Source organism: Mariniflexile aquimaris, from assembly GCF_042676825.1.
Lineage (GTDB): Bacteria > Bacteroidota > Bacteroidia > Flavobacteriales > Flavobacteriaceae > Mariniflexile > Mariniflexile aquimaris.
Genome location: NZ_JBHTIB010000002.1, coordinates 857,815 through 882,937, shown reverse-complemented (window position 1 = coordinate 882,937; position 25,123 = coordinate 857,815). Strand labels below are relative to the sequence as shown.

Here is a 25,123-nt window from a genome sequence, read left to right as displayed (position 1 = left end):
TTATCATTTTCGCAAATCTACTTTAAGACAACAATAGTGCAAAAACCCTTTACAAATGAGTGATATATTAAAACACGAATGTGGCATAGCCGTTATAAGACTTTTAAAACCGCTTGAATATTATAAAGAAAAATATGGCAGCGCTTTTTATGGGGTAAACAAAATGTACCTTATGATGGAAAAACAGCACAATCGTGGTCAAGATGGTGCCGGATTTGCAAGTATAAAATTAAACACTAAACCTGGCGAACGTTACATTAGTAGAGTTCGCTCCATTGCGCAACAGCCTATCCAGGATATTTTTGCGCAAATAAACGATAGAGTCAATAAAGAGTTTGTTGCTCATCCAGAATACCTAGAAGATGTGGCGCTTCAAAAAAAACATATTCCCTATATAGGTGAAGTTCTTTTAGGCCATGTGCGTTATGGTACCTTCGGAAAAAATAGTGTAGAAAGTGTACATCCGTTTTTAAGACAGAATAACTGGATGCACAGAAATTTAATTATGGCCGGAAACTTTAACATGACTAATGTTAAAGAATTATTTGCCAACCTTATTAGAATAGGACAGCACCCAAAAGAATATACCGATACCATTACCATAATGGAAAAAATTGGTCATTTCTTAGATGATGCAGTTGCGAAAATTTACAAAGACCTAAAAAAGGAAGGTTATAACAAAATGGAGGCGTCTCCATTAATTGCCGAACGCTTAAACGTTGCGAAAATTTTAAGAAAAGCGGCCAAAAACTGGGATGGAGGTTACGCCATGGCTGGATTAATAGGGCATGGAGACTCATTTGTTTTACGCGATCCGGCGGGAATAAGACCTACGTATTACTATCAAGATGATGAAATTGTTGTAATCGCATCAGAGCGTCCTGTAATTCAAACCGTTTTTAATGTGAAATTTGAAGATGTTCACGAATTAGAACCTGGTCATGCTATTATTACTAAAAAATCTGGCAAAGTTTCAATTAAAAAAATACTTGAGCCATTAGAGCGCAAATCCTGTTCTTTTGAACGCATTTATTTTTCGCGAGGAAGTGATGCAGAAATTTACCAAGAACGAAAAATGCTAGGTAAATTATTAATGCCAAAGGTATTAGAAGCCATTGATAATGACACTAAAAACACGGTGTTTTCTTATATTCCAAATACTGCAGAAACATCCTTTTTTGGAATGATAGAAACTGCCGAAGCTGCCTTAAACAAGAAAAAAACAAATGCCATTCTAAATGGTCAACGTTCTATTTCGGCAGATAAAGTAACCGAAATTCTATCGGAGCGCATTCGCGTAGAAAAAATTGCCATTAAAGACGTAAAACTTAGAACTTTTATAACCGAGGACAGTAGTCGCGATGATTTAGTAGCACACGTTTACGATGTTACTTATGGTGTTATAAAACCAAACGATAACTTAGTAATAATTGACGATAGTATTGTACGCGGTACCACATTAAAAAAGAGTATTTTAAAAATGTTAGACCGCTTAAGTCCTAAAAAGATTGTAGTGGTATCGTCTGCGCCGCAAATACGCTATCCAGATTGCTACGGAATTGATATGGCTAACCTAGAAAGCTTAGTAGCCTTTAGAGCTGCTTTAGCATTATTAAAAGACGCCAACAAATACCACATTGTAAAAGAAGTTTACGAAAAATGTGTTGATCAAACCGAACTGGAAGATGTATATGTTCAAAATTTTGTCAAGGAAATTTATGATCCGTTTACCGATGAACAAATTTCTGATAAGATTGCAGAACTTTTAAGTGACGAATCTATTAAGGCAGAAGTAAAGATTATTTTTCAATCGGTAGACAATTTACATAAAGCCTGTCCGGAACATTTAGGAGACTGGTATTTTACCGGAAACTATCCTACAGTAGGAGGTAATCGTGTGGTGAACCGTGCATTCATAAATTTTTACGAAGGCAACAAAGAACGTGCTTATTAATTATTAAATCGTTGATTACCGCGTATCTATATTGGCAAAAATGCATTTAATCTGAAAAAAACGCGTTTCATCTAATAAATAATCGAATTATATAAAATACGCATAAATTGGTCGTACCATAACATAAGTAGGTTAAGTTCATGGTAGATTTGGGGCAAAAAAAGGTGAACACTTGTTCGCCTTTTTTTATGCCCTTTTTATTCTTAAATTCTTCCTTAAAATAGATCTTTAAATTATAAAAACCGCTTGTGCCAAAATTTAAGTCGTTTAACTAAAATGTTTCGCAAAACTATTTAACATACATATATTTACCTCACCATAACATAAGTAGGTTAAGTTCATGGTAGATTTGGGGCAAAAAGGTGAACACTCGTTCACCTTTTTTTGTGCCCTTTTTATTCTTAAATCCATACTTAAAAGAGATTCTAAATTTATAAAAACCGCTTGAGCCAAAATATAAGTCGTTTAACCAATATGTTTCGCAAAACTATTTTACATGCATACATTTACCTCACCATAACATAAGTAGGTTAAGTTCATGGTAGATTTGGGGCAAAAAGGTGAACACTCGTTCACCTTTTTCATTTTATTATACTTTCCAGAAAGTAAAGCATAAAAAAACCTCTTATTATAATTTTTAATAACAGAGGTTTCAAGAGTTTTAAAATAGTAATTTAATATACTAAATCGCATTCAAATGGCTCAGACCATTTGGTTGCTCTACCAATAGCAGGAATAATAGTGGCAAGCACTTCTAATTTCCGTTTATAAAACGAACCACTATCTTTTAAATTCCCCAATTTTAAGGCTATGGGAGTCTCGATTGTTTTAATAAGCTCGTCGGCGCAAATGGGTACAATTTTTCGTCCTAAAAAATCATCTTCATTCTCTTGCTTTAAACCGATTACTTCACTTTCATCCCAATTGTTTATAATTACTGGCACGTCTGGTTTCCCATGAACATCGTATACTAAAAGATAAAGTAAGTATTCCATTTTCAAACTTACATCTAAGGGGTGAAATTCTATTTTTGTAATAATAGTAATGTCGTTAATGTCGTCTCCAACATTAATAACTTCTGGAATTGATTTAAGTAAAACAGCATCTAATTTTGCCATTATAAAAGTGTTTTTGATTTAGTTTTTCGTTTTAATGATAATAGTACCCCAACCAATATCCCAATAATAAAACTACCTAATATTACTAAAACTGTTGATGCCGCTAATTTCCAGAAAAGGAAACTAATTTCAATAACTCTTGCGTTTTGAATAGAAAACACAACAATTATGGCCGCAAAAACCAATGCTAAAATTGTTTTTAGTTTCATAGCATTTACTTTTTAATAATTTGAGATTTGTCGTTTAACCCCTCTACTTTAATTTCTGGATTGCCATATACGTAAATATTACTTTTTCCTTTTGCATATAGATTCAAATTTTTACTTGCGTAAATAGCAATGTCTGAACTGTTTGCCGCATTCACAAAAGCGTTGGTAGCTTTTAAATTATTAGCCTTCATATTTGATGATCCCGCAATTTGAATATTAAAATCTTCGGTATCGCCTTCAATAGTCATATCTGATTTTTCCTTTAAGAAGGTTTCAAGTTTATTGGATGAAATGGTGCCTTTTAAAAAGGCTTTATCATTTAAAGTTATTTTTGTTGTATCGGCATTTAAATTTAATTTTCCTTTGGCGCTTCCATTCATTTGTAACAACAACGCATTTGTTTTTAAATCAAGCTCAAAATTGGAGCCTTCATCGGTACTCATTGTTAACGCATTTAAATTGAATAGATTTTTTCCCGTAAGTTTTGAATCTTCATGAATAACAATTTGATCTAAATTCAGAAAATCTATATCAATTTCGATGGTTTTACTGGATGTTATTTTATGTGTGCTGTAAACATGTAAAATGCTGTCTAGTACATTTATTTTTATAACGTTAACCAAATTAGAATCTGTTTTTAAACGGTAGCCCGAAGTACTGGTTTGCATTAAAGTTACTTCCAGCCCATCCATAATTTCTATTTGATTAAAGGGTGGTAAATTATCTTGAACTTCAATAACTTCTTTGTTGCCCTTTACTTTCTGCTTTTTTTGTGCAGTAACAGTAAAAGATATTAGAATGGTTAATGCGTATAATACTATTTTCATTTGTTTCATTATTTGTTATTTCCTTTTTTTGTTACACGTGCATCAACAATATCTTTTACTGGAACGACAATGATATCGTCCTTTACTTCAATACTTACACAGATGTTATCGATGGACACTATTTTTCCTGTTATATTATCTATTGTAATAATCTGTCCCACTTCAAAATTCTTCTTTGTGTAATAAGAAAACAGCAGGTTTTTTATAACCTCTCTAGAACCAAAGCCAAATGCAATGGCTATAGTTGCTAGAAATGCTCCTAGAATAATGGTAAGATTATTTGTTATTAATTCGGTTTGAATTCCAGCCTGATTTAATGCTGTAATGGTGATGGTAATTATTATGATATAGAAAACCAAACTACTAATGGCTCTCTCGCCATGTAAATTAAATGATTGAAACAATCCGCTGATGGCATTTTTTATAAAGTTTGCGATATACAAACCAATCATAAATAAAGCAATGGCACTAAAAAGTCTAGGTAGATAACGAAGTAAGTTGCCTATCTCTATCGATACAATTTCCCAATTCATGACATCGAAAGCAATTATTAAAAAAACCAAATACATTACCCACTTAACAAACCCAACAATAACGTTTGTAACGTTGAATTTTAAATCGCTTGTACCAAACAATTTCTTTTCGTTAACAACGTCTGTAAGTTTATCTACTTTAGCAAATGTTAAAGTCCGTTTTAAAATATATGCTATAAATTTGGTTATTAACCACCCAAAAATTAAAATTAATAAGGCTGATATTACCTTGGGAGCTATTTCGGATGTGCTTATTGCCAATTGGTTTAGTGATTCCCAGGTTAAATCCTTAATATTTTTAATGGTTTCCATAGTTTTCTATTAAATTAAATCTTTTATTCTTTTTTCTTTTTTTCAAAAAAAGCGCTAGCCGCCGATGGGTAATTAGACGTGAATAAATCTGTTATATCGGCAAACAATTTTATTCTGGCCACATCTGCCATAATTTTATGCTTCAACTCCTCAGGAACTTCCTGTGGTGGTGAGGCTATTTTTTTAAACGGATTTTCCATTTTAGTTTCTTAAATTATTATACGCCACTATAATTCTAGCTTTGGCTCGCTTCAATCTCATTTTTACTGCACTTTCGCCAATCTCCAATACCTCCATAATGTTTTTTATTGAAAAATCATCTTGATATTTTAATAACAAAATCATTTTGTCTTCTGGAGCTATAATTTCTAAAGCTTTTTTGAGCGTTTCTTCTTTTAACTTAAATAAAGACGAATCATCGACTTCTATTTGTAAGTGAGCTTGCTCATAATTTTCGGGGTCTAAATCGTTACTATGCACTTTCTGAAGTACATTTTTCTTAACATAATCAACACATAAATTATACGTAAACGCATAAAGCCATGTAGAAAATTTAGATCTTCCGCTAAACGAAGGTAGCTTCACAAAAAGTTTAACAAAAACTTCTTGAGTTAAATCTTGCGCCTCTTCTTTTGTTCTTGTAAATCCATAGCACTTGTTATAGACTACATGGGCAAATCGCTCATATAGTACTCCAAACAAAATATCGTTCTTAGTTTTTACAATTTGTTCTACAAGTTCTTCATCCGACAGAAGACTTGTATAGTCGGTTTTCACGTTAGTTATAATTAATTATGTTATTATGACTGCTCTATTTTTAAAAAGTCACATTAAGATACCACATTTACCTATTTAAAACCATATTAGCTTTAAAAAAGATGACTTTAAGCACAAAAAAAACGCCTAGAAAATTTCTAGACGTTTTTTATATACTGTAAAAAGAACTATTTCGCTTCTGCGTAACGACGTTCTACTTCATTCCAGTTAATAACATTAAAAAATGCATTAATGTAATCTGGACGACGGTTTTGGTAGTGTAAATAATACGCGTGTTCCCAAACATCAATACCTAATATTGGTGTTCCGCCACAAGAAACTCCTGGCATTAATGGGTTGTCTTGGTTTGGCGTTGAGCACACTTCAACTTTTCCGCCTTTGTGTACACATAACCATGCCCAACCAGAGCCAAAACGCGTTGCTGCGGCTTTACTAAACACATCTTTAAAAGCATCAACCGAACCATAAGCTGCGATAATAGCATCTTTTAATTCGCCAGATAAATATCCTTTTCCTTCTGGTTTCATAATTTCCCAAAACAAAGAGTGATTGTAAAATCCACCGCCATTATTTCGAACTGCAGCATTATTCATATCTAAATTAGTAAGAATATCTTCAATAGATTTTCCAGCTAAATTGGTTCCTTCAATGGCCGCATTTAAATTATTTGTGTAACCTTGGTGATGTTTTGTATGGTGTATCTCCATAGTTCTTGCGTCTATATGAGGCTCTAAAGCATCATAAGCATATCCTAATTTTGGTAATTCGAAAGCCATAATTTTTTATTTTTCTGTTAATATTTATTTTATTTTCAAATTTACGGATAAAACACATCAATTAAAAATAATAAATAGTTATCGGCTCATCGATAGTTTTTATCTTGTATCCAAATTTCTAAATTATGCCACAAAACCCTTCTTTTACTATCTACAACGCCTCTGCAGGAAGCGGAAAAACATTTACACTTGTAAAAGAATATTTAAAAATATTATTCTTATCGAATAATCAGGATCAATTTAAACGCATTTTAGCCATTACCTTTACCAATAAGGCGGTTGCCGAAATGAAAGACCGTATTATTGCTACATTAAAACAATTTTCTAACAAAGACATTTTAGAAAATCCGAATAGTATATTTAATGCGATTTGTGAAGAAACACAAACAAAACCTCATGTGCTTCATGAAAAATCTAAAACCTTATTAAACACTATTTTACATAACTATGCGGCGTTTGATATTTCGACCATTGACGGATTTACGCATAAAATAATTAGAACTTTTGCCTACGATTTAAAATTACCTTTAAACTTTGAAGTAGAATTAGACCAGGATGCACTGTTGAATGAAGCCGTAGATAGCCTGATTTCTAAAGCCGGAACAGACACTGCTTTAACTAAAATTTTAGTGGATTTTGCCATTGAAAAAGCAGATGACGATAAAAGTTGGGATGTATCGTTCGATTTTAACAAGATTGCAAAATTACTGGTTAACGAAAACGACATACCTTTTATTGAAACATTAAAAGATAAAACTTTAGAAGATTTTAATGCTCTTAAAACACAGTTAAAAAAAGATATATCGACTTTAGAAACGACCATTATTGAAACTGCGCAAAGTGTTTTAAACCTAATAACAGAAGCTGGTTTAGAACACGGCGATTTTTCTGGAGGCTATTTGCCAAAACACTTTAATAATTTAGCAAACAATACATTTGATGTGAATTTTGAAGCAGGTTGGCAACAAGATATTGAATGTAAAACACTGTACCCAAAACGAGTTTCGAAGGAGATTGCATCTACCATAGAGCAAATTCAACCGCAATTAGCAACCGCTTTTAATGAAACTAAAAAAGCTGTTTTTCATCATAAATTCATCAAAGCCTTTTACAAAAATATAACACCGCTATCGGTACTTAACGCTATTAATAACGAGCTAAAATTGCTAAAAGAAGAGCAGAACAAAATGCTTATTTCAGAATTTAATAGCATTATTAGCAACGAAATAAAAAACCAACCAACACCTTTTATTTACGAACGTATTGGCGAAAAATTCAAACATTATTTTATCGACGAATTTCAAGATACTTCTGTTTTACAATGGGAAAATTTAATTCCGCTATTAAGTAACTCCTTGTCTGCAGAAACAGGAAGCGCTATGTTGGTGGGCGATGCAAAACAAGCTATTTACCGCTGGCGTGGTGGCAAAGCTGAACAATTTATCGGCTTGTTTAATGACGATAACCCGTTTCAAATAGAAAAAGGAGTTAAAAACCTTCCGACTAACTATAGAAGTTTTAAAGAAATAGTTGCCTTTAATAATTCCTTTTTCAAGTATTTGTCTAACGAAGTTTTTACCAAAAAAGAATATCAGACACTCTATGAAACAGCGCATCAAAACAGCTTTTTAGAAGATACAGGTTATGTTGAATTATTATTTTTAGATGTTGATAAAGAAGATGATAGAGACGAAATATTTTCAGAAACTATTTTAAAAACCATTCAAAATTGCCAAGAAAATGGTTTTAAACTCCAAGACATTTGTGTATTGGTTCGCAAGAAAAAAGAAGGCGTTTCTGTTGCCAATTATTTAAGTCAGCATCATATCCCAATAGTTTCGTCGGAAACACTATTGCTGAATAATTCGCCTGTAGTTGTTTTTGTAAACAACCTCATGGCACTTTTAATTCAGCCAAAAAACAGCGAAATTAAAATTAAGGTTTTAAGCTATTTAACCGGTTTGTTTAAGATTGAGAACAAACACGATTTTTATACCGCTCATTTAAAATTAAATCTTCCACAATTATTTAAAAGTTTCGAAGCTTTCCATGTTTATATTGATGCTGCTAATTTATTGCAACTGCCATTGTTCGATTTAGCCGAAGCTATTGTTCGAAGCTTTAATTTAGTTAAAACATCGAATGCCTACATTCAGTTTTATTTAGATGTTGTTTTAGATTTTTCTCAGAAAAAGGGTTCTGATATTTCTGGGTTTTTAGACTATTTCGACAAGAAAAAAGACACGTTAAGCATTGTATCGCCCAAAGGACAAAATGCAGTACAAATAATGACCATTCACAAATCGAAAGGATTAGAATTTCCGGTGGTTATTTTTCCTTATGCCGATTTAGATATTTATAGAGAATTAGAGCCGAAGGAATGGTTTCCAATTAACAAAGATATTTACAACGGGTTTTCGCACACCTTGTTAAACTTTAATAAAGATTTTGAATATTTTGGCGACAGCGGATTGGAAATCTTTAACAATCATAAGGCAGAACAAGAACTCGATAATATAAACCTGTTATATGTAACGCTAACCAGAGCTATCGAGCAATTATATATTATTTCTACAAAAGAAATTTCGAGCAGTGGCGACGGTAATAGCAAAAAGTACTCGGGGTTATTTATCAATTTTTTACAACATTTAAGTGTTTGGAACGCTACAGAATCTAAATACACCTTCGGTAACGCTACAAAAACGAGTCGAAGTGAACCAACATCCACTGAAAACGCTATTCAACCCGAATTTATTTCTACTGCAAAAGAAACGCATAATATTAGAGTGGTTACAAAATCTGGCTTGCTATGGGATACCAGTCAAAAAGAAGCCATCGAAAAAGGAAATATTTTGCATTACATCATGTCAAAAATAATTACAAAAGATGATGTTGATTTTGTGATGAATGATTTGATAAACGAAGCCACCATAACTACCCAACAAGCCGAAACCTTAAAACATCAGGTTTTAGAACTTGTTAATCATTCACAGCTAGCAACTTTCTTCAACACCACGGAGACGGTTTATAATGAGCGCGATATTATTACCAAAGAAGGCATTATTTTAAGACCCGACCGTATTGTTGTAAATAGCAACAACGAAGCGGTTATTATTGATTACAAAACGGGTACCGAAGACAAAAAACATGCACAACAATTACAACTCTACCAAGATGTTTTAGAGGACATGAAAATATCTGTTAAAAAGAAGATTCTTGTGTATATAAATAATGATATTTCAGTAAAAGAAGTATAACTTTGCTAAAATCGCAAAAATATGTACGGAAAACTAAAAAACCACCTTCAATTAGAACTTCAAGACATAAAAAATAACGGACTTTATAAAGAAGAACGTATTATTACCTCGGCACAGGGTGCAGAAATCACCTTAAGTACGGGCGAAACAGTATTAAACTTTTGCGCAAACAATTATTTGGGCTTATCATCGCATCCAGAGGTTATTCAAGCTGCCAAAGATACTATGGATACACATGGTTTTGGTATGTCGTCTGTTCGTTTTATATGTGGCACCCAAGATATTCACAAAACTTTAGAAGAAAAGATTGCAGATTTCTATCAAACCGAAGACACCATTTTATACGCCGCTGCTTTTGACGCTAATGGCGGTGTTTTCGAACCCTTATTAAATGAGCAAGATGCTATTATTTCAGATTCATTAAATCACGCCTCTATTATTGATGGCGTGCGTTTATGTAAAGCGGCCAGATACCGCTATGAAAATAGTAACATGCAAGATTTAGAAACCCAACTTATTGAAGCTGATAAAAATGGCGCCAGGTTTAAACTAATTGTTACCGATGGTGTGTTTTCTATGGATGGCGTTGTAGCACCGCTTGATGCCATTTGCGATTTAGCCGATAAATATGATGCACTGGTGATGGTTGACGAATGTCATGCCGCCGGATTTATAGGTAAAACCGGTCGTGGTACCCTGGAAGAAAAAGGGGTTATGGGTCGAGTTGATATTATTACAGGAACACTTGGAAAAGCCTTGGGTGGCGCTATGGGTGGCTATACCACGGGTAAAAAAGAGATTATTGATATGCTTCGCCAGCGCTCCAGACCCTATTTGTTTTCAAATTCTCTTGCCCCAGCCATTGTAGGAGCTTCTATTAAAGTATTTGATTTATTGGCAAACGACACCAAATTAAGAGACACTTTAGAGTATAATACCAATTATTTTAAAAAAGGGATGAAAAATGCTGGTTTTGATATAATTGACGGCGATTCGGCAATTGTACCAGTGATGCTTTACGACGCTAAACTAGCACAAAATATGGCCAACTTGTTATTAAAAGAAGGTATTTACGTTATTGGATTCTTTTTTCCAGTAGTGCCAAAAGATAAGGCTAGAATTCGTGTGCAACTCTCAGCTGCCCACACAAAAGCGCATCTAGACAAGGCTATTCTTGCATTTTCGAAAGTAGGTAAGAATTTAAATATTATATAAAATCATTCTGAACAAGCCGTTATAGAACGAAATAAATGATTTTTTTATATATTTGTCTTTGTTAATAAAATTTAACAACTTACTTTTGTTTACAATTAACACTTAAAAATTAAACTTTTGAATATGAAAAATCTTAGCAGATTAATGTTCGCTATGTTGCTTATACTTGGTTATAGCAACGCTAATGCGCAAGACAAGAATAACCCATGGCAAATTACTATTGGTGCAAATGCGGTTGATAATTACCCAACGGAAGATGTTGGCGGAATGTTCTCAGATTTCTTTAATGTTGGAGATAACTGGAATATTTTACCTTCTTTATCAACAATTTCTGTATCTAAAAATTTAGGTGACGGTTTCTCTTTTGGAGTTGCGGGATCTTTAAATAAAATTGAAAATTGGAACGCTGGATCAGTAAGTGATTTATCTTACTATGGTTTAGACGGTTTAATTAAATACAACTTCTTAGAAGGAACAACTATCGATCCTTATTTAGGAGTTGGTGGTGGTTACACTTGGATTGATGAAATCGGAGCTGGTACTTTAAACGGAACTGTTGGTTTAAACATTTGGTTTAACGAAAACATCGGTTTAACATTACAAACTGCTTACAAACATTCTTTCGAAGATTATTTAGCACCTCATTTCCAACATACTGCTGGAATCTCTATCAAATTTGGTGGAACTGATACTGACGGTGATGGTATTTACGATAAAGATGATGCTTGTCCAGACGTTAAAGGTATTGCTGCATTCAACGGATGTCCTGATACTGACGGTGATGGAATCGAAGATAGCAAAGACGCTTGTCCTAACGAAGCTGGTTTAGCTGAGTTAAACGGTTGTCCTGATGCTGACGGTGATGGTATCGCTGATAAAGATGACAAATGTCCTACAGTTGCTGGATTAAAAGCTTTAGCTGGTTGTCCTGATGCTGACGGTGACGGTGTAACTGATGCTGACGATAAATGTCCTACAGTTGCTGGTCCTGCTGCTAACTTAGGTTGCCCTTGGCCAGATACAGACGGTGACGGTGTATTAGATAAAGATGACAAATGTCCTAAAGTAAAAGGAACTGTTGCTAACAATGGTTGTCCTGAAGTTTCTGCAGAAGTTCAAAAAACTTTAAATGCTTACGCTAAAACTATCTTATTCGATACAGGTAAATCTTCTATCCAAAAACAATCTCAAGCTGTATTAGGAGATATCATTAAAATACTTAATGAGTATCCAAATTCTAACTTTACAGTAGAAGGTCATACTGATAGCGTTGGTAGCGATAAATTAAACCAAGAATTATCTGATGCAAGAGCTAACTCTGTTAAAGAATACTTAGTAGCTAACGGAATTGAAGCTTCTAGATTATCTGCAATGGGTTACGGTGAGTCTAAACCAATTGACAAAAACACTACTTCTAAAGGTAGAGCTAACAACAGACGTGTTGAAATTAACTTAGCTAAATAATTATAGCGAGTTAACTTAAAAATAAGTTTTTAAAAACGCTTCGGATATCCGAAGCGTTTTTTATTTTTATACAATGACAACTTTCATTTTTGATGTGCTTAAAGATTTACATTCAAGAGATGTAAACTTTTCTAAATTAACCTTCATTTTACCTAGCAAAAGAGCAGGTCTCTTTTTAAAACATCAACTTTCAAAAGTTACCAATCAAACCATTTTTTCACCACACATTCTCAGTATTGAAGAGTTTGTTGAAGAAATGTCGCAATTAAAATCTATATCAAATTCTGAGCTGCTTTTCCATTTTTATAACACCTACGTTCACTTAACTAAAGAGTCTGAACCCGATTCATTCGAAACGTTTTCAAAATGGGCGCAAATCTTACTTCAAGACTTTAATGAAATTGACAGGTATCTTATTCTGCAAAAGAATATTTTCGATTATTTAAGCGCTATTCAAGATTTAAAACATTGGTCGCTCGAAGAAAACAAAACCGATTTTGTTAAAAAATATTTATCCTTCTGGAAAAAACTTCCTGTTTATTACCAGCATTATACAGAACAATTACTAAACAAAAAAATTGGGTATCAAGGTTTAATTTACAGAGAAGCTGTTGAAAATTTAGAAGCCTACATTCAAAACAATTCCAATAAACAACACGTATTTTTAGGTTTTAATGCCTTAAATACGGCCGAAGAAACGATTATTCAAGAATTACTTCAAAACGATCTTGCCAAAATTTATTGGGATATCGATGCGGTATTTATAAATAATACAAGTCATGACGCCGCCTTATTTACGAGACAGCACAAAACCAATTGGATTTATTTTAAAAACCACCCGTTTAATTGGATAACAGAAAACTATTCATCCCCAAAAAATATTTCGGTTTTTGGTGTTCCTAAAAACATTGGGCAAGCCAAATTTATTGGGTCGCTTTTAAACAATTTAAAAGAAGAAAATCAGTCCTTACAAAACACAGCGGTGGTGTTAGGTGACGAAAATTTATTGATTCCGGTTCTAAATTCACTACCACAAAATATTGAGGATTTAAATATAACCATGGGGTTTCCTTTAAAGTCTATCCCACTTGCTTCGTTATTCGAATCGCTATTTCATCTTCATAAAAACCCATCTAAAGCATTTTATTATAAAGATGTTATTAATATCATAGCGCACCAATTCATCAGACCACTATTTTATGAAGATTCGATAGACTATGCTTCAAAAATTATCGAAACTATAGAGAGTAACAATATTATTTACGTTTCCACAGAACGCCTAAAGCAAATGGCGCCTTTACATGAAGATCTCATCAACATAGTATTCTCGAATTGGGACCAATCAATTGAAAAAACCCTAAAAAACTGTTCTGCGCTCATCTTAATTATAAAAAGTCATTTAGACAGCAATAAAGCCGCTAATTTACTTCCATTGGAATATTTATACCGCTTCAATGAATTGTTTAATGAATTGGCTCGATTAAACATAGAATTCGGCCATATAAAGGATGTTTCAACACTGTTTAGCATTTATAAAGAATTACTAACCTCTGAAACTTTAGACTTTCAAGGCGAACCTTTACAAGGCCTACAAATTATGGGAATGCTAGAATCGCGCGTTTTAGATTTTGAAACCGTCATTATTTCTTCGGTAAATGAAGGCGTACTACCTTCTGGAAAAAGTAATAATTCGTTTATCCCTTTTGATGTAAAATTGGAAAACAAGCTTCCCACTTACAAAGAGAAAGACGCTGTTTACACCTATCACTTTTACAGACTATTACAGCGCGCCAAACAAGTTTATATCTTGTACAATACTGAAGCCGATGTGTTAACTGGTGGCGAAAAAAGCAGGTTTATTACCCAACTAGAATTAGAAGGTAAACACGCTATAAATCATCAAATTGTTTCGCCTCAAGTACCCGTTATTCAAGCTGCTTTACAAACAGTTGAAAAGAACGAAAACCTTGTTAACGATATAATGAAACTTGCCGAAAAAGGCTTTTCGCCGTCATCACTGACTTCATACATTAGAAATCCAATTGATTTTTATAATCAGAAACTTTTGAAAATAAAAGAACACGATGATGTTGAAGAAACTGTAGCCGCCAACACCTTAGGAACAGTAGTGCATAACACTTTAGAAGATTTCTACAAACCCTTCATTGGCACTTTTATTACGGTAGAGAATATTAAAAAATTAAAGTCGCATATTGACGAAAAAGTAAGCCATCATTTTAAGAATGAATACAAAGAAGGGGATATTAGCAAAGGTAAAAACCTGATTGTTTTTGAAATAGCAAAACGTTATGTGTCTAATTTTTTAGATTTAGAAATTCGCGATTTAAAAGCAGGAAATCAGATAAAAATTATCGCTATTGAAGCAAATAACGACATTACTTTAGAGATACACGAGCTTAATTTTCCTGTAAAACTGGTTGGAAAAGTAGATAGAGTTGATGAATACAATGGCATTACCAGAATTATAGATTATAAAACAGGCAGTGTAGAACAAGGTCATGTAGAAATTGTTGACTGGGAAGCTATTACAACCGATTATAAAAAATACAGCAAGCCCTTTCAAGTACTTAGCTATGCTTATATGATGCATTTAATGGGCGCTATAAAACTTCCAGTTGAAGCTGGTATTATCTCCTTTAAAAATTTGAATGCGGGCTTTTTAAAATTTGCTAAAAAAGATAAATCTGGCAGAGGAGCTCAGAAAGATTTCTTGATAACCAACGAAACGCTGGATAACTTTAAAGTTGAATTAAACCGACTTATTTTAGAAATTTGTAATCCGAACATCCCTTTCACCGAAAAAGATATTTAAATGGAAACTCAAAAACACTTCGTAATACATGGGAAACACCAAAAACCAATTGTAATTGATGTTTCTTACCCCGAAAATAAAACAAAGCTGCCCATTATTATATTTTGTCATGGCTACAAAGGATTTAAAGACTGGGGCGCATGGAACCTTATGGCAAAAGCCTTTGCCAAAGCAGGATTCTATTTTATAAAATTCAATTTTTCACATAATGGCGGCACCGTTGAGCAACCCATAGATTTTCCGGATTTAGAAGCATTTGGAAATAATAATTATACCAAAGAATTAGACGATTTGGAAACTGTTATAGATTGGGTTTTTAACACTAAGGAGGTTACTAAACTAACAGACGTAAATACGCTTAGTCTTATTGGACATAGCCGCGGTGGTGGCATTGTTTTAATAAAAGCTGAAGAAGATAAAAGAGTTAAAACCGTTATTACTCTAGCAGGTGTTTGCGATTTTGCAAACAGAACCGCCGCAATTGGCGATTTAAAGCAGTGGAAGGAAGAAGGCGTTACATATGTTCTAAACGGCAGAACAAAGCAGCAAATGCCACATTTCTATCAATTTTACGAAGATTTTAAAGCTAACAAGGAACGACTCACCATTAAACGTGCCGTTTCTAATTTAAACATACCACATCTAATAATTCATGGTGATACTGATACGAGTGTTTTAATAGACGAAGCCGAACAGTTACACCAATGGAACCCTCAAAGTAAATTGATTATTATTGAGGGCGCTAATCATGTATTTGAGACGCAACATCCGTGGCAGAAAGAAAAGGTATCGAGTCAGTTAAACGAAGTTGTAAAACACAGTTTTGCCTTTTTGTTGCCTTAATACATCTTAAAATCCCGAAGATGTTTGGCTGGTTTTAATTTACTAAAAAAGGAATGTTTGCTGTGGCAGCATGATTAAAACCATCGTCGGCATAAGCAAACAATCGGTACATTCCTTTTTTGGGGGATTTAAATTTTAACACGCCTTTTTTATCACTTATTATGTCGATTTTCACGCTTTCTGGTCGCTCTTCAAAATCGCCACCATCTTGTAAAGATGTGCTTTCATGTAGCAACTCCCAACGATAATTGATGTTATTGTTTTCTAGATCCACCACTTTAAAAACCGCAACCTGTTCTTGTTGTGCTTCTAAGATGACACTTTCGTACGCCGTTTTATTATTTAGGGTAAACGATTTTACCTGAGGCGTTCTGTTTTCTGGCCATTTATTATTCCAGATATAATGCATCACATCTACCGATTGTGTTTCTTTACCATCTTCTAAAAACACACCGTACCATGTTGGCGTTCGTTCTTGCTTTTGTCCCCATAAAAACACATAAGACCCTAAACATTGTTTCGGATCTCCTGCTATGGCTATTTGATACCTTTTTAAATAATTTGCAGCCTTTACAGTGCTGTTTTCTTCAATAGGAATATTCCACGAGGTTTTTGGTACTTCCCAATGTCCTGTAGCGCCCCATTCGGTAACAATATAAGGTCCTGTCCATCCAAACTCCTTTATATATTCTGGCAAGTGCTCGATTTTTCCATATAATTGAACCGATAGAATATCAATATCTGTACAACGCTCTTTTATATAATTAATTTCTTGTTGCGAAATTCCCGCGAGTGTTGTTGTTGTTAAATGATTTGGATCTATTTCATGAATCATTTTAGAAATATCGTTAACGGCATCCCACACTTTTGGGTTGGTTGCTCGTAAATTAAGTTCATTTCCTATAGCCCAAATAAGTAATGACGGATGATCTTTATATTCTAAAACTTCCTTTCTAATTCTTTCCTTTTGCTCCCTAACTGCGACCTCATCATTATAATCGAAACCATGGCGTTCTCTAGCAACTTCAATTCCCATAGTTACCATTAACCCATACTTAAACGCTTCGTCTAAAACTTCTTTTCCACTTTGTTCGCCGTTATCGGTACGCCATGTTCTAAATGAATTTCCGTTATGCTTCGCCAAAGCAGGTATGTTTCCAAATTCTAAGCCTGCTCCATTAATATAAAATGGTTTATTATTTACTAACAACTGATAATTCCCGTCTGTATTTTTTAATGTTACTTTAGCAGCCACTGTTTTATCTGTCGTTTTTGTGATTTGTTCTTCAAATTTATTCATTTTACACGCCGAAAGCATAAAAAGACACATACACGTTGTGAAAATAATTTTAATGCTTGTTTTCATTAATTTGTGACTAATTCGTTTTCTATTTGTTCTAATGATTTTCCTTTGGTTTCCGGCAGTATTTTTAACATCACAAAAAATCCAATAAAAGCAATCGCTCCAAAAATAAAAAAGGTTAAGGCATTACCAAAGTTTGATAATTCCCAAGGGAAAATTAACTGAACCATCCAACTTATAAATGAGTTTACAAAGGCTATAACGCCAATGGCAAATCCTCTGTATTTATTCGGAAATAATTCTGAGAGTAACACCCACATTACTGGTCCCAAAGAAAACGCGAAACAGGCGATAAAACCTAAAACTCCTATTAATACTAAGGTAGCATTTATGGTGGTTGCCATTTCTAAAATAGCGCCATCATTTTTGCTATACACTTTATTACCTAAAACAGATATCATATCGTTTTTAAAATCGACATCGCTATTATAAACTTTATCCGCGAAAGCGTTAAGCTTATTAGCACCTTCGAATTTTAATTCTGAAATAGTTTCTAGCGTTAATTGATACGTAGCTTGTTTAAAACCATAGGCGCATACTAATAAACTAATGGCGATGCCCGCTGTACCAACTAAAAGTAAAGGGCGTCTACCCATTCTATCTATCAAATACATGGCAACTAGGGTGAAAATAACTGTGATAGTGCTTAACAATATCCCCGACGCAAATGCCGCATTGGTGCCTATACCAGTTTGTTTAAAAATGGATGTTGCATAAAAATAAACAGCATTTATTCCTGTTATTTGTTGTAAAACCCCAACTACCAATCCCACTATTAAAACGAATCTTAAAGATGGTTTAAGAAGATCTTTCAGTTTTACCTTTTCTTCTAATTTAGTTGTGGCACCCTTTAAACTACTAAGTATGGTGTTGGCTTCTATGCTTGCTTTTTCCTCGCCATACACACCTACCAACACTTGTTTAGCTTCATCGTTTCTGTTTTTAGTAAATAACCACCGTGGGCTTTTCGGAATAAAAAATAATAATATAAAATATAGAAGCGCTGGAATTAATTCGACACCAAGCATCCAGCGCCAAACATTTTGATCTGTAAAAAAAGATCCACCTTCAATATTTATTTTATTGAAATAATAATTGCTTAAAAATGCGGCGAAAAACCCAAGTACTATATTTAATTGCTGAATAGAAACGAGTTTTCCTCTATTCTCTGCTGTAGAAATTTCGGCAATATATGTTGGTGCCAAAACCAATGCTGCCCCAAAAGCTAATCCGCCAATCATTCTTGCTATATAAAGCATTTCATATGATGTGGCATAGGCCGAGAGTAATGCAGACACAGCATATAAAAAAGCCACTACAATAAGAATTTTTTTTCGCCCAACAATATCACTTAATCGTCCAGAAAAAATCATAGCAATCATAGCTGCAAATGATGGTGAGCTAACTACCCAGCCCGATTGTATATCGTTTAGATTAAATTCTGGACCTGCATAAGACATGACGCCCGAAATAATTCCGGCGTCAAATCCAAATAGGAAGCCTCCTAAGGAAACTACAAATGCAATGAGTAATAATTTTTTAGACATATTTAAATTCTCTTTTATATTTAATAATCAATTTGACGATTACGTCGGTATTATATTTTTAGACTGATTATTTTCGGCCAACTTCCTTTGCCCAATCGCCCCTGTAAATTATTTTTTGATCGTGAATTTTAAATATGAATTTACCATATTGCACGAAAACACCTGCCGATGCATTAACTACCCAACTATTATCTGGGATGTTAAAGAAATTCTCGGAAGTAATGATTTTTTGTTGCGATTGATTCGTAATTGAAACCGATGTTTGTGGCCCAACATCCCATCCAAGATGTGTGTTAAAGCTTAATTTTAAATCGCCCACTAATTTAAAGTTTTCTTTGGTTTCAATCTTTGTTTTTATACTCCCTATTTTTCCTTCATTTAAATCTTTTCCTGGAGTTACTTCAATGGTTAATTTAGGCAATTCGAAAGCTGATTTTGATGCCAAAATCATGATCGATTCATTTTTAATAATATTATTATCATTATCATAAAATTCGAATGCCAGCTCCATATCTTCTATACCATCTGGATTTATGGTTATTGTATCGGCAAAATAACCTTCGTTTGTAATCTTTTTTTCGAAGATAACGTTATCAAGATATTTTACAACAACTTTTTTAACCTCTTCAGAATTATAAAGTTCTAAAGGTATTTGCGTGTTGGTATGAATTGATTTGTTTTTCGGACTTATAATTAATCCTTTCATATAATCTCGCATTGCAAACCAAACCGGACGAGGCGACCCATATTTATCGTTTACATCTTTATAGCCCCAAAACCCAAACCATTCTTCTGGTTGATTGATGTTGTGCTTACTTTTGTCTCCACCTTTCCACCAACCATCGGCGTAATAAAACGGACACATGCCAACAGCGCCTGCATCAATTAGATCGCGATAATTTGAGATTAACCCATCACTTTGCTGAGTTAAGGTATTTGAGCCATATTGACCAAATCCGCCTTCTGGCGACACCGAATATCCAAATTCGGTAGTTATAAATGGTTTATCTAATCCGTTTAATTCGTTCAAGCCTTTAATGTAATCTTTAAAGCCCATTGTTGCCGTTTGCCCTTCATTATGATCGTAGCAATTATAGGCATATACATCAAATATACTTTCATCCATATAATCGCTAATCATCGCATTTGCAGAAAGTGTTACCGGAATTCCTGGATGGTCTTTATGGATGGTATCTATAAGTAGTTTCATTAAATTAACAAATGCCTTTCCGGAAACCTTATGAATATGGTCTGTTTGCGGCTCGTTAATAACTAGATACGAAATGATACAATCGTACTTTTTCGCGTAACTCATAAGCTTTTTCATATCTAATTTACACTGCGCTATAAACTTTGGATCGCCATAATCTGCTTCAGGATTTATTTCTAAACCCATAATGAGTTTTAAACCTGACTCTTCAACAAGTTTTAGTTGCGCTTCAGAATATTGACTCCAGGTTCTAATTGTGTTATAACCACCTTCTTTGATTTTTTCAAGATCAAATTTCATTAATTCCAGATGATCCTTTCTGGCATCCTCATAAGGATTTTCACCCGGACGAGCGCCTATTTCATAGCCAATCGCTTTAATAAAAAACTTTTGTCCGTTTAAATAATACCAGTTGTCTTTTAATTCAATTTTAGTTTTAGTTTGGGAATATCCGAAAGCAGCGACCACCAATAACAAGATGCTTGTTACTATTAAATTTCGTTTCAAATCCTTTTTTTTAATCATTTGTCTTATTTTTAATCTATTTGTATTTCGTTTAATTTCGTTTTATTGATAAACCCTTACGTAATCAATTTCCATAGTTGCAGATGTGAAATTTGGATCGATAGTACCGCCTAAATTTCCGCCCATGGCAATATTTAGAATAATAAACTGCTTGTTATAAAAGGGCCACGTTTGATCGTTTTTTGTTGTTGGATTATAAGTGTAGAAAGCCACATCATCTAACATAAACGTTAGACTTTCTGCTGTCCAAACCATAGAGTATATATGAAATTCTGTGGTCTCATTGGCAATGGAAACAGCTTTATAATTAACGGTAGCACCAGAACTACTAGTTGTATGAATAGCGCTAGATATTTTTCCTGAATTGTTGCCCACATATTCCATGATATCAATTTCGCCACAAGCGGGCCATCCTACAGAACTAATATTAGAACCAAGCATCCAAATAGCTGGCCATACCCCACCACCTGCAGGTAATTTAGCGCGTACATCAATTCTTCCATAGGTAAAATCAAACTTACCAGCAGTAAGAAGTCTTGCAGAAGTGTATTGAGAACCTTGATAAGCTTCTTTCTGTGCAGTTATTTTTAACACCCCATTTTCAACTTTAGCGTTATCTAGTCTGTTTGTATAATATTGCGATTCGTTATTTCCCCAACCATTATCTCCAGTGCCGGTGTTGTAGCCCCAATTAGAAGTATTTGGTGCGCCCTCTTGGTTAAACTCGTCTTGCCACACGAGCAGCAACTCTTTATACACATAAACTTTTACTGTATGCGTAATACTAACAGACCCTACGCCATTATAGGCTGCAATTATAATAGAATAAGTATTGGTTCCACCATTAGTAAATGTATAACTAAATGTGTTTTGTGTAAACTCTAAGGTTTCGTTATTTATTAATACTTTATAGTACGTTGCATTTGTAGCTGAAATTGTGAAATCAACTTTTCCGCTACCGTCACCATTAGGGTTATTACTATCGGTACCAACTACGGTACTTACTACTGTTAAATCCGACGGTTTTAAATTATTTTGGCCTCCGTTATCACTATCATCATTCCCACTACATGAGAGTATCAGTATTATGAGTGCAAAAAAAATAGATCTTTTCATTTTTCTTAGTTTTTTAATTATTTGATTTAAATTCTAAAGAGTTTAAAATAAAGCCTCCTTTATCAAAAACCACTTTAATTTGATTTTCTCCTTTTTCTAATGTTACATCGGGAATGGTAAACGTTCTGTAAGGTGCTTCGTTGTTTGTGGCAACAGGAAGTTTGAATTTTTTAGAAATATGTGTTTTTTCGTTTTCTAAATGCACTTTAGCTTTTTTAGAATTATTGGCATACCTAATTAGTACATTATACGAACCCTTTTTATTTGCGGTAACGGTATATTGCAGCCATTCGCCATCGCGAATATCAAAAACCTCATATCCATTTGAAATTTTATCATTACAAATCTGGATATCGACACCATCATTCCGCATTTTATTACCGCTGTTCCATTTTACAGCTTTACCAGTATCTACCCTGTAGTTTACAAAATCGTTATCTAGATAGGCATACCCATTGGTTCCTAAATCGTATTCTGTTGCGTAAACCAACCCTGGAACAACATGTTTTTTATAAGGTTTGGTAGTGTTTGTTTTAACTTGCCGAAACATAGCATCAATAACATCGCGTTTAATTGTTACATGTTCCATTTTATAGTTTTCGGCTAGTTGCATTAACGCATTAAACGCAAATGCCTCAGTAGGTTTTTCTCCTCCATTTTTCCAATAATTGCGAATAATTTCAAACTCCGGATTTTTGGTAACAGAGGTAACACCAGCTATATTTTCTATTTTTTTCATTGGCCAGAATGCCCAACCAATATTATTACTCTCCACTAAACTAATAGCTTCCTTAAACCACACATTCGAATTTTCGCCACTTTCGCCAAGCCAAATGGGAATATTGTATTGCGAACGATAATCTAACATTTTTTGTATGGACTTAATCGTGTTGTAATTCCAGTACTTATGAAAGCTTAAAACTATATTGTCGTCCCAAACTGGTAAAATTCCTTCGTAATTATTTCCCCAACAATTACCTTCAATAAAAATAATGTGATTTGTGTCGACTTCTCTGATAGCTTTTGTAATAGCAATCATTAACTCCCTTAAAGGCGCATTAGATGTTTCATCGCAACCATTTTTATTTTTGCCTGTAAAATTCCAGTTAGGCTCGTTAATAATATCGTACCCACCTATCCATGGCTCGTTTTTATAGCGGTCGGCGAGCTTTCGCCATAAGGCAATCATTTTTTTCTGATTAGCTTCACTTTCCCAAAGCGACGGTTTAGATTTATCGTAATCTGAAATGTTTGCATCATTTCCTTGACCTCCTGGAGCTGCATGCAAATCTAAAACAAGATACATTTTATTTGCTTTACACCACTCCAGCAATTCATCTGTCATTTGAAATCCTTTATCAAGCCAGGTGATTTCATCATTTATTTCATCTTCAATAGGTGGCGTATATAAATTATAATGCATAGGCAACCTCACAGAGTTAAACCCCCAGGCTGCAAGCGAATCTATATCTCTTTTGGTTATACCATTGGCCAAATAACTATCATAAAATAGTTTTGTTTTTTCCTTGCCAATAAGGTTTTCTATGTTTTGTTTAATAACATGTTGCGGTCCTGCAAAATCTCCAGTTTGCAGCATATAACCTTCTTGTACCATCCATCCTCCAAGTCCTAAACCTCGAAGCAACACATTGTTTCCGTTTTTATCAACAATATTTTGTCCGTCGCGATGTAAAAAATTTTGCGATTGAACAATAGAAGATGTTACCAAAAACAATATTAAAACCAAGTGCTTCATTGTATAAATTTAAATTTATGTGGCTATTCCCAGGTAAAGGTTCCAACAGCACCTGCATCAAGCGAGGTTGTTACCCATTTATTATTAAACTTTATATTGAAAATCTGATTGGTACTGCCGCCGTTTTGAACGATTAACACCTTTTTACCCAGGGGCGTTTTAAAAGCTACATTATTTAAATTTCCGCTTATATTACTATTTATTCGTACCGAACCCGCAGGAACAAATTTTGATGCATGCGCAATAATATAATAGGCCACATTTCTTTGAAAACTTTCGCTGGAATTGATAGTAATTGCACCTTTACAAACGGTACATCCGCCGTCTGTATGCGGACCAAAAGCTGCATTATTAGCAAGATTCCATTCTAAGGCTGTTTTACTCCAATTTCGCATAGACCCAATAACAACATTTTTAAGATGCCAGTTTAAATCGCCCGAAAAATCGCCTGTAGAAGAGGTGTACTGTTCTGTGAAATACACATTTTTATTAGGAAAAGCATTATGCACTGTTGAAAGCGCAGTAATATCGCCATTATACAAATGAAAAGCTGCACCATCAATATAAGGGTTGGCGCCCGAATCGTTTAAAACTTCTATAGGATATTGCGGATTATCGCAATTATGATCCCAAACAATTATTTTGGTGTTTATATTTGCCGCCACAAAAGCAGGCCCTAAATGATTTTTAATAAAATCGGCTTGCTGGCTTGCCGTCATATACAAACTTGGGTTATTACCGTCGTGCAAAGGCTCGTTTTGAATGGTAATAGCATCTATGTTGATTCCTTCTGCTTTCATGCCTTGTATATATTTTACAAAATACTGTGCATAAACGCTGTAATATTGAGGTTGTAAACTACCACCGATAAAACTATTATTATCTTTCATCCAAACCGGTGCAGACCATGGCGAACCCAATATTTTTATATTCGGATTTATGGCTAGTATTTCTTTTAACATTGCAATTACTTCGGCATCTTTACTAAGACTAAACTTAGCTAAAGTAACATCGGTTTCGCCCGTAGCTAGATCATTATAAGTAAAAGGAGTTGCATTTAAATCGGATGCCCCAATACTAACTCTTAAATAACTTATGGAGATTGAATTCTCTGCAACTCCAAACAACTCTTGTAATAATTCTTGCTTTTTAGCTACACTTAATTGATTAATAACCTGTGCACTGCCACCTGTTAAGGTATACCCGAAGCCATCGATAGTTTGATAACTTTGAGCATCGGATACTTCAATATTTGCATAAATATTTGAAGCTGTCCCGAAACTTAAAACAGATGATTGTTTTTGCAAAAGCACACTCTGATTGCCTTTAGTTAACCAGAAATCGACATCGCTTGTTGTTACAACGGGAGGCTCAATTGGATTTGGATTATCCTCTTTATCGCCAGAAGATGAGCAATTTATAAAGGCAAATACTAAAAACAACGACCACAAATTCATAATATACTTTTTTAAAAAAATCATTTACACG

General features: G+C 34.0%; 19 protein-coding genes. 6 read left to right on the top strand and 13 right to left on the bottom strand.

Features of this window, described 5'->3' with window-relative positions:
* Positions 1-55 precede the first annotated feature (55 nt).
* Complete coding sequence (locus ACFQ0I_RS03945; RefSeq protein WP_379939544.1) at positions 56-1,954, top strand: amidophosphoribosyltransferase; 1,899 nt, start codon at positions 56-58, stop codon at positions 1,952-1,954.
* A gap of 674 nt (positions 1,955-2,628) precedes the next feature.
* Here ACFQ0I_RS03945 and ACFQ0I_RS03940 read toward each other — a convergent pair.
* The 7 genes from ACFQ0I_RS03940 to ACFQ0I_RS03910 all read right to left on the bottom strand — a co-directional run bounded on the left by ACFQ0I_RS03940 (position 2,629) and on the right by ACFQ0I_RS03910 (position 6,506).
* Positions 2,629-3,072 (bottom strand): hypothetical protein, encoded by a 444-nt coding sequence (locus tag ACFQ0I_RS03940; RefSeq protein ID WP_379939542.1) that lies wholly within the window; start codon positions 3,070-3,072, stop codon positions 2,629-2,631.
* Positions 3,072-3,281: a lipopolysaccharide assembly protein LapA domain-containing protein gene (locus tag ACFQ0I_RS03935; protein WP_379939540.1), complete on the bottom strand. Its 210-nt coding sequence runs from the start codon at positions 3,279-3,281 to the stop codon at positions 3,072-3,074. Before ACFQ0I_RS03935 ends, ACFQ0I_RS03940 begins: the two co-directional genes overlap by 1 nt.
* 5 nt (positions 3,282-3,286) lie before the next feature.
* A complete protein-coding gene (locus ACFQ0I_RS03930) occupies positions 3,287-4,108 on the bottom strand; it encodes a GIN domain-containing protein (RefSeq protein ID WP_379939538.1) in 822 nt (273 codons plus the stop codon).
* A gap of 8 nt (positions 4,109-4,116) precedes the next feature.
* Complete coding sequence (locus ACFQ0I_RS03925) at positions 4,117-4,953, bottom strand: mechanosensitive ion channel family protein (protein ID WP_379939537.1); 837 nt, start codon at positions 4,951-4,953, stop codon at positions 4,117-4,119.
* 23 nt (positions 4,954-4,976) lie between these two features.
* Positions 4,977-5,153, bottom strand: a complete 177-nt coding sequence (locus tag ACFQ0I_RS03920; RefSeq protein WP_379939535.1) for a hypothetical protein — start codon at positions 5,151-5,153, stop codon at positions 4,977-4,979.
* Between the two features lies 1 nt (position 5,154).
* On the bottom strand, positions 5,155-5,730 hold the full coding sequence (locus ACFQ0I_RS03915; RefSeq protein ID WP_379939533.1) for an RNA polymerase sigma factor: 576 nt from the start codon (positions 5,728-5,730) through the stop codon (positions 5,155-5,157).
* A 167-nt stretch (positions 5,731-5,897) separates the two neighbouring features.
* A complete protein-coding gene (locus ACFQ0I_RS03910; RefSeq protein ID WP_379939531.1) occupies positions 5,898-6,506 on the bottom strand; it encodes a superoxide dismutase in 609 nt (202 codons plus the stop codon).
* Positions 6,507-6,631: 125 nt separating this feature from the next.
* Here ACFQ0I_RS03910 and ACFQ0I_RS03905 point away from each other — a divergent pair, with 125 nt between their 5' ends.
* The 5 genes from ACFQ0I_RS03905 to ACFQ0I_RS03885 all read left to right on the top strand — a co-directional run bounded on the left by ACFQ0I_RS03905 (position 6,632) and on the right by ACFQ0I_RS03885 (position 16,118).
* Complete coding sequence (locus ACFQ0I_RS03905) at positions 6,632-9,763, top strand: UvrD-helicase domain-containing protein (RefSeq protein WP_379939529.1); 3,132 nt, start codon at positions 6,632-6,634, stop codon at positions 9,761-9,763.
* Positions 9,764-9,784: 21 nt separating this feature from the next.
* Entirely contained in the window at positions 9,785-10,978 is a 1,194-nt protein-coding gene (gene kbl, locus ACFQ0I_RS03900) for a glycine C-acetyltransferase (protein ID WP_379939527.1), read from the top strand.
* Positions 10,979-11,101: 123 nt separating this feature from the next.
* Positions 11,102-12,442 (top strand): OmpA family protein, encoded by a 1,341-nt coding sequence (locus ACFQ0I_RS03895; protein WP_379939525.1) that lies wholly within the window; start codon positions 11,102-11,104, stop codon positions 12,440-12,442.
* A gap of 73 nt (positions 12,443-12,515) precedes the next feature.
* A complete protein-coding gene (locus ACFQ0I_RS03890; RefSeq protein WP_379939523.1) occupies positions 12,516-15,275 on the top strand; it encodes a PD-(D/E)XK nuclease family protein in 2,760 nt (919 codons plus the stop codon).
* Positions 15,276-16,118, top strand: coding sequence for an alpha/beta hydrolase family protein (locus tag ACFQ0I_RS03885; protein ID WP_379939521.1), 843 nt, complete (start codon positions 15,276-15,278; stop codon positions 16,116-16,118). It abuts the gene before it with no gap.
* A 34-nt stretch (positions 16,119-16,152) separates the two neighbouring features.
* On the opposite strand, the gene ACFQ0I_RS03880 is transcribed toward ACFQ0I_RS03885, so the two are convergent.
* From ACFQ0I_RS03880 to ACFQ0I_RS03855, 6 genes are all read right to left on the bottom strand, one after another.
* Positions 16,153-17,418, bottom strand: a complete 1,266-nt coding sequence (locus tag ACFQ0I_RS03880) for a glycoside hydrolase family 2 TIM barrel-domain containing protein (RefSeq protein ID WP_379939519.1) — start codon at positions 17,416-17,418, stop codon at positions 16,153-16,155.
* 65 nt (positions 17,419-17,483) lie between these two features.
* A complete protein-coding gene (locus tag ACFQ0I_RS03875; protein WP_379939517.1) occupies positions 17,484-19,028 on the bottom strand; it encodes a sugar porter family MFS transporter in 1,545 nt (514 codons plus the stop codon).
* Positions 19,029-19,095: 67 nt separating this feature from the next.
* Positions 19,096-20,763, bottom strand: coding sequence for a hypothetical protein (locus ACFQ0I_RS03870; RefSeq protein ID WP_379939515.1), 1,668 nt, complete (start codon positions 20,761-20,763; stop codon positions 19,096-19,098).
* A 42-nt stretch (positions 20,764-20,805) separates the two neighbouring features.
* On the bottom strand, positions 20,806-21,879 hold the full coding sequence (locus tag ACFQ0I_RS03865) for a glycoside hydrolase family 16 protein (RefSeq protein ID WP_379939513.1): 1,074 nt from the start codon (positions 21,877-21,879) through the stop codon (positions 20,806-20,808).
* A gap of 13 nt (positions 21,880-21,892) precedes the next feature.
* A complete protein-coding gene (locus ACFQ0I_RS03860) occupies positions 21,893-23,635 on the bottom strand; it encodes a cellulase family glycosylhydrolase (RefSeq protein WP_379939511.1) in 1,743 nt (580 codons plus the stop codon).
* 23 nt (positions 23,636-23,658) lie between these two features.
* Positions 23,659-25,116, bottom strand: a complete 1,458-nt coding sequence (locus tag ACFQ0I_RS03855; RefSeq protein WP_379939509.1) for a glycoside hydrolase family 30 protein — start codon at positions 25,114-25,116, stop codon at positions 23,659-23,661.
* Positions 25,117-25,123 lie beyond the last annotated feature (7 nt).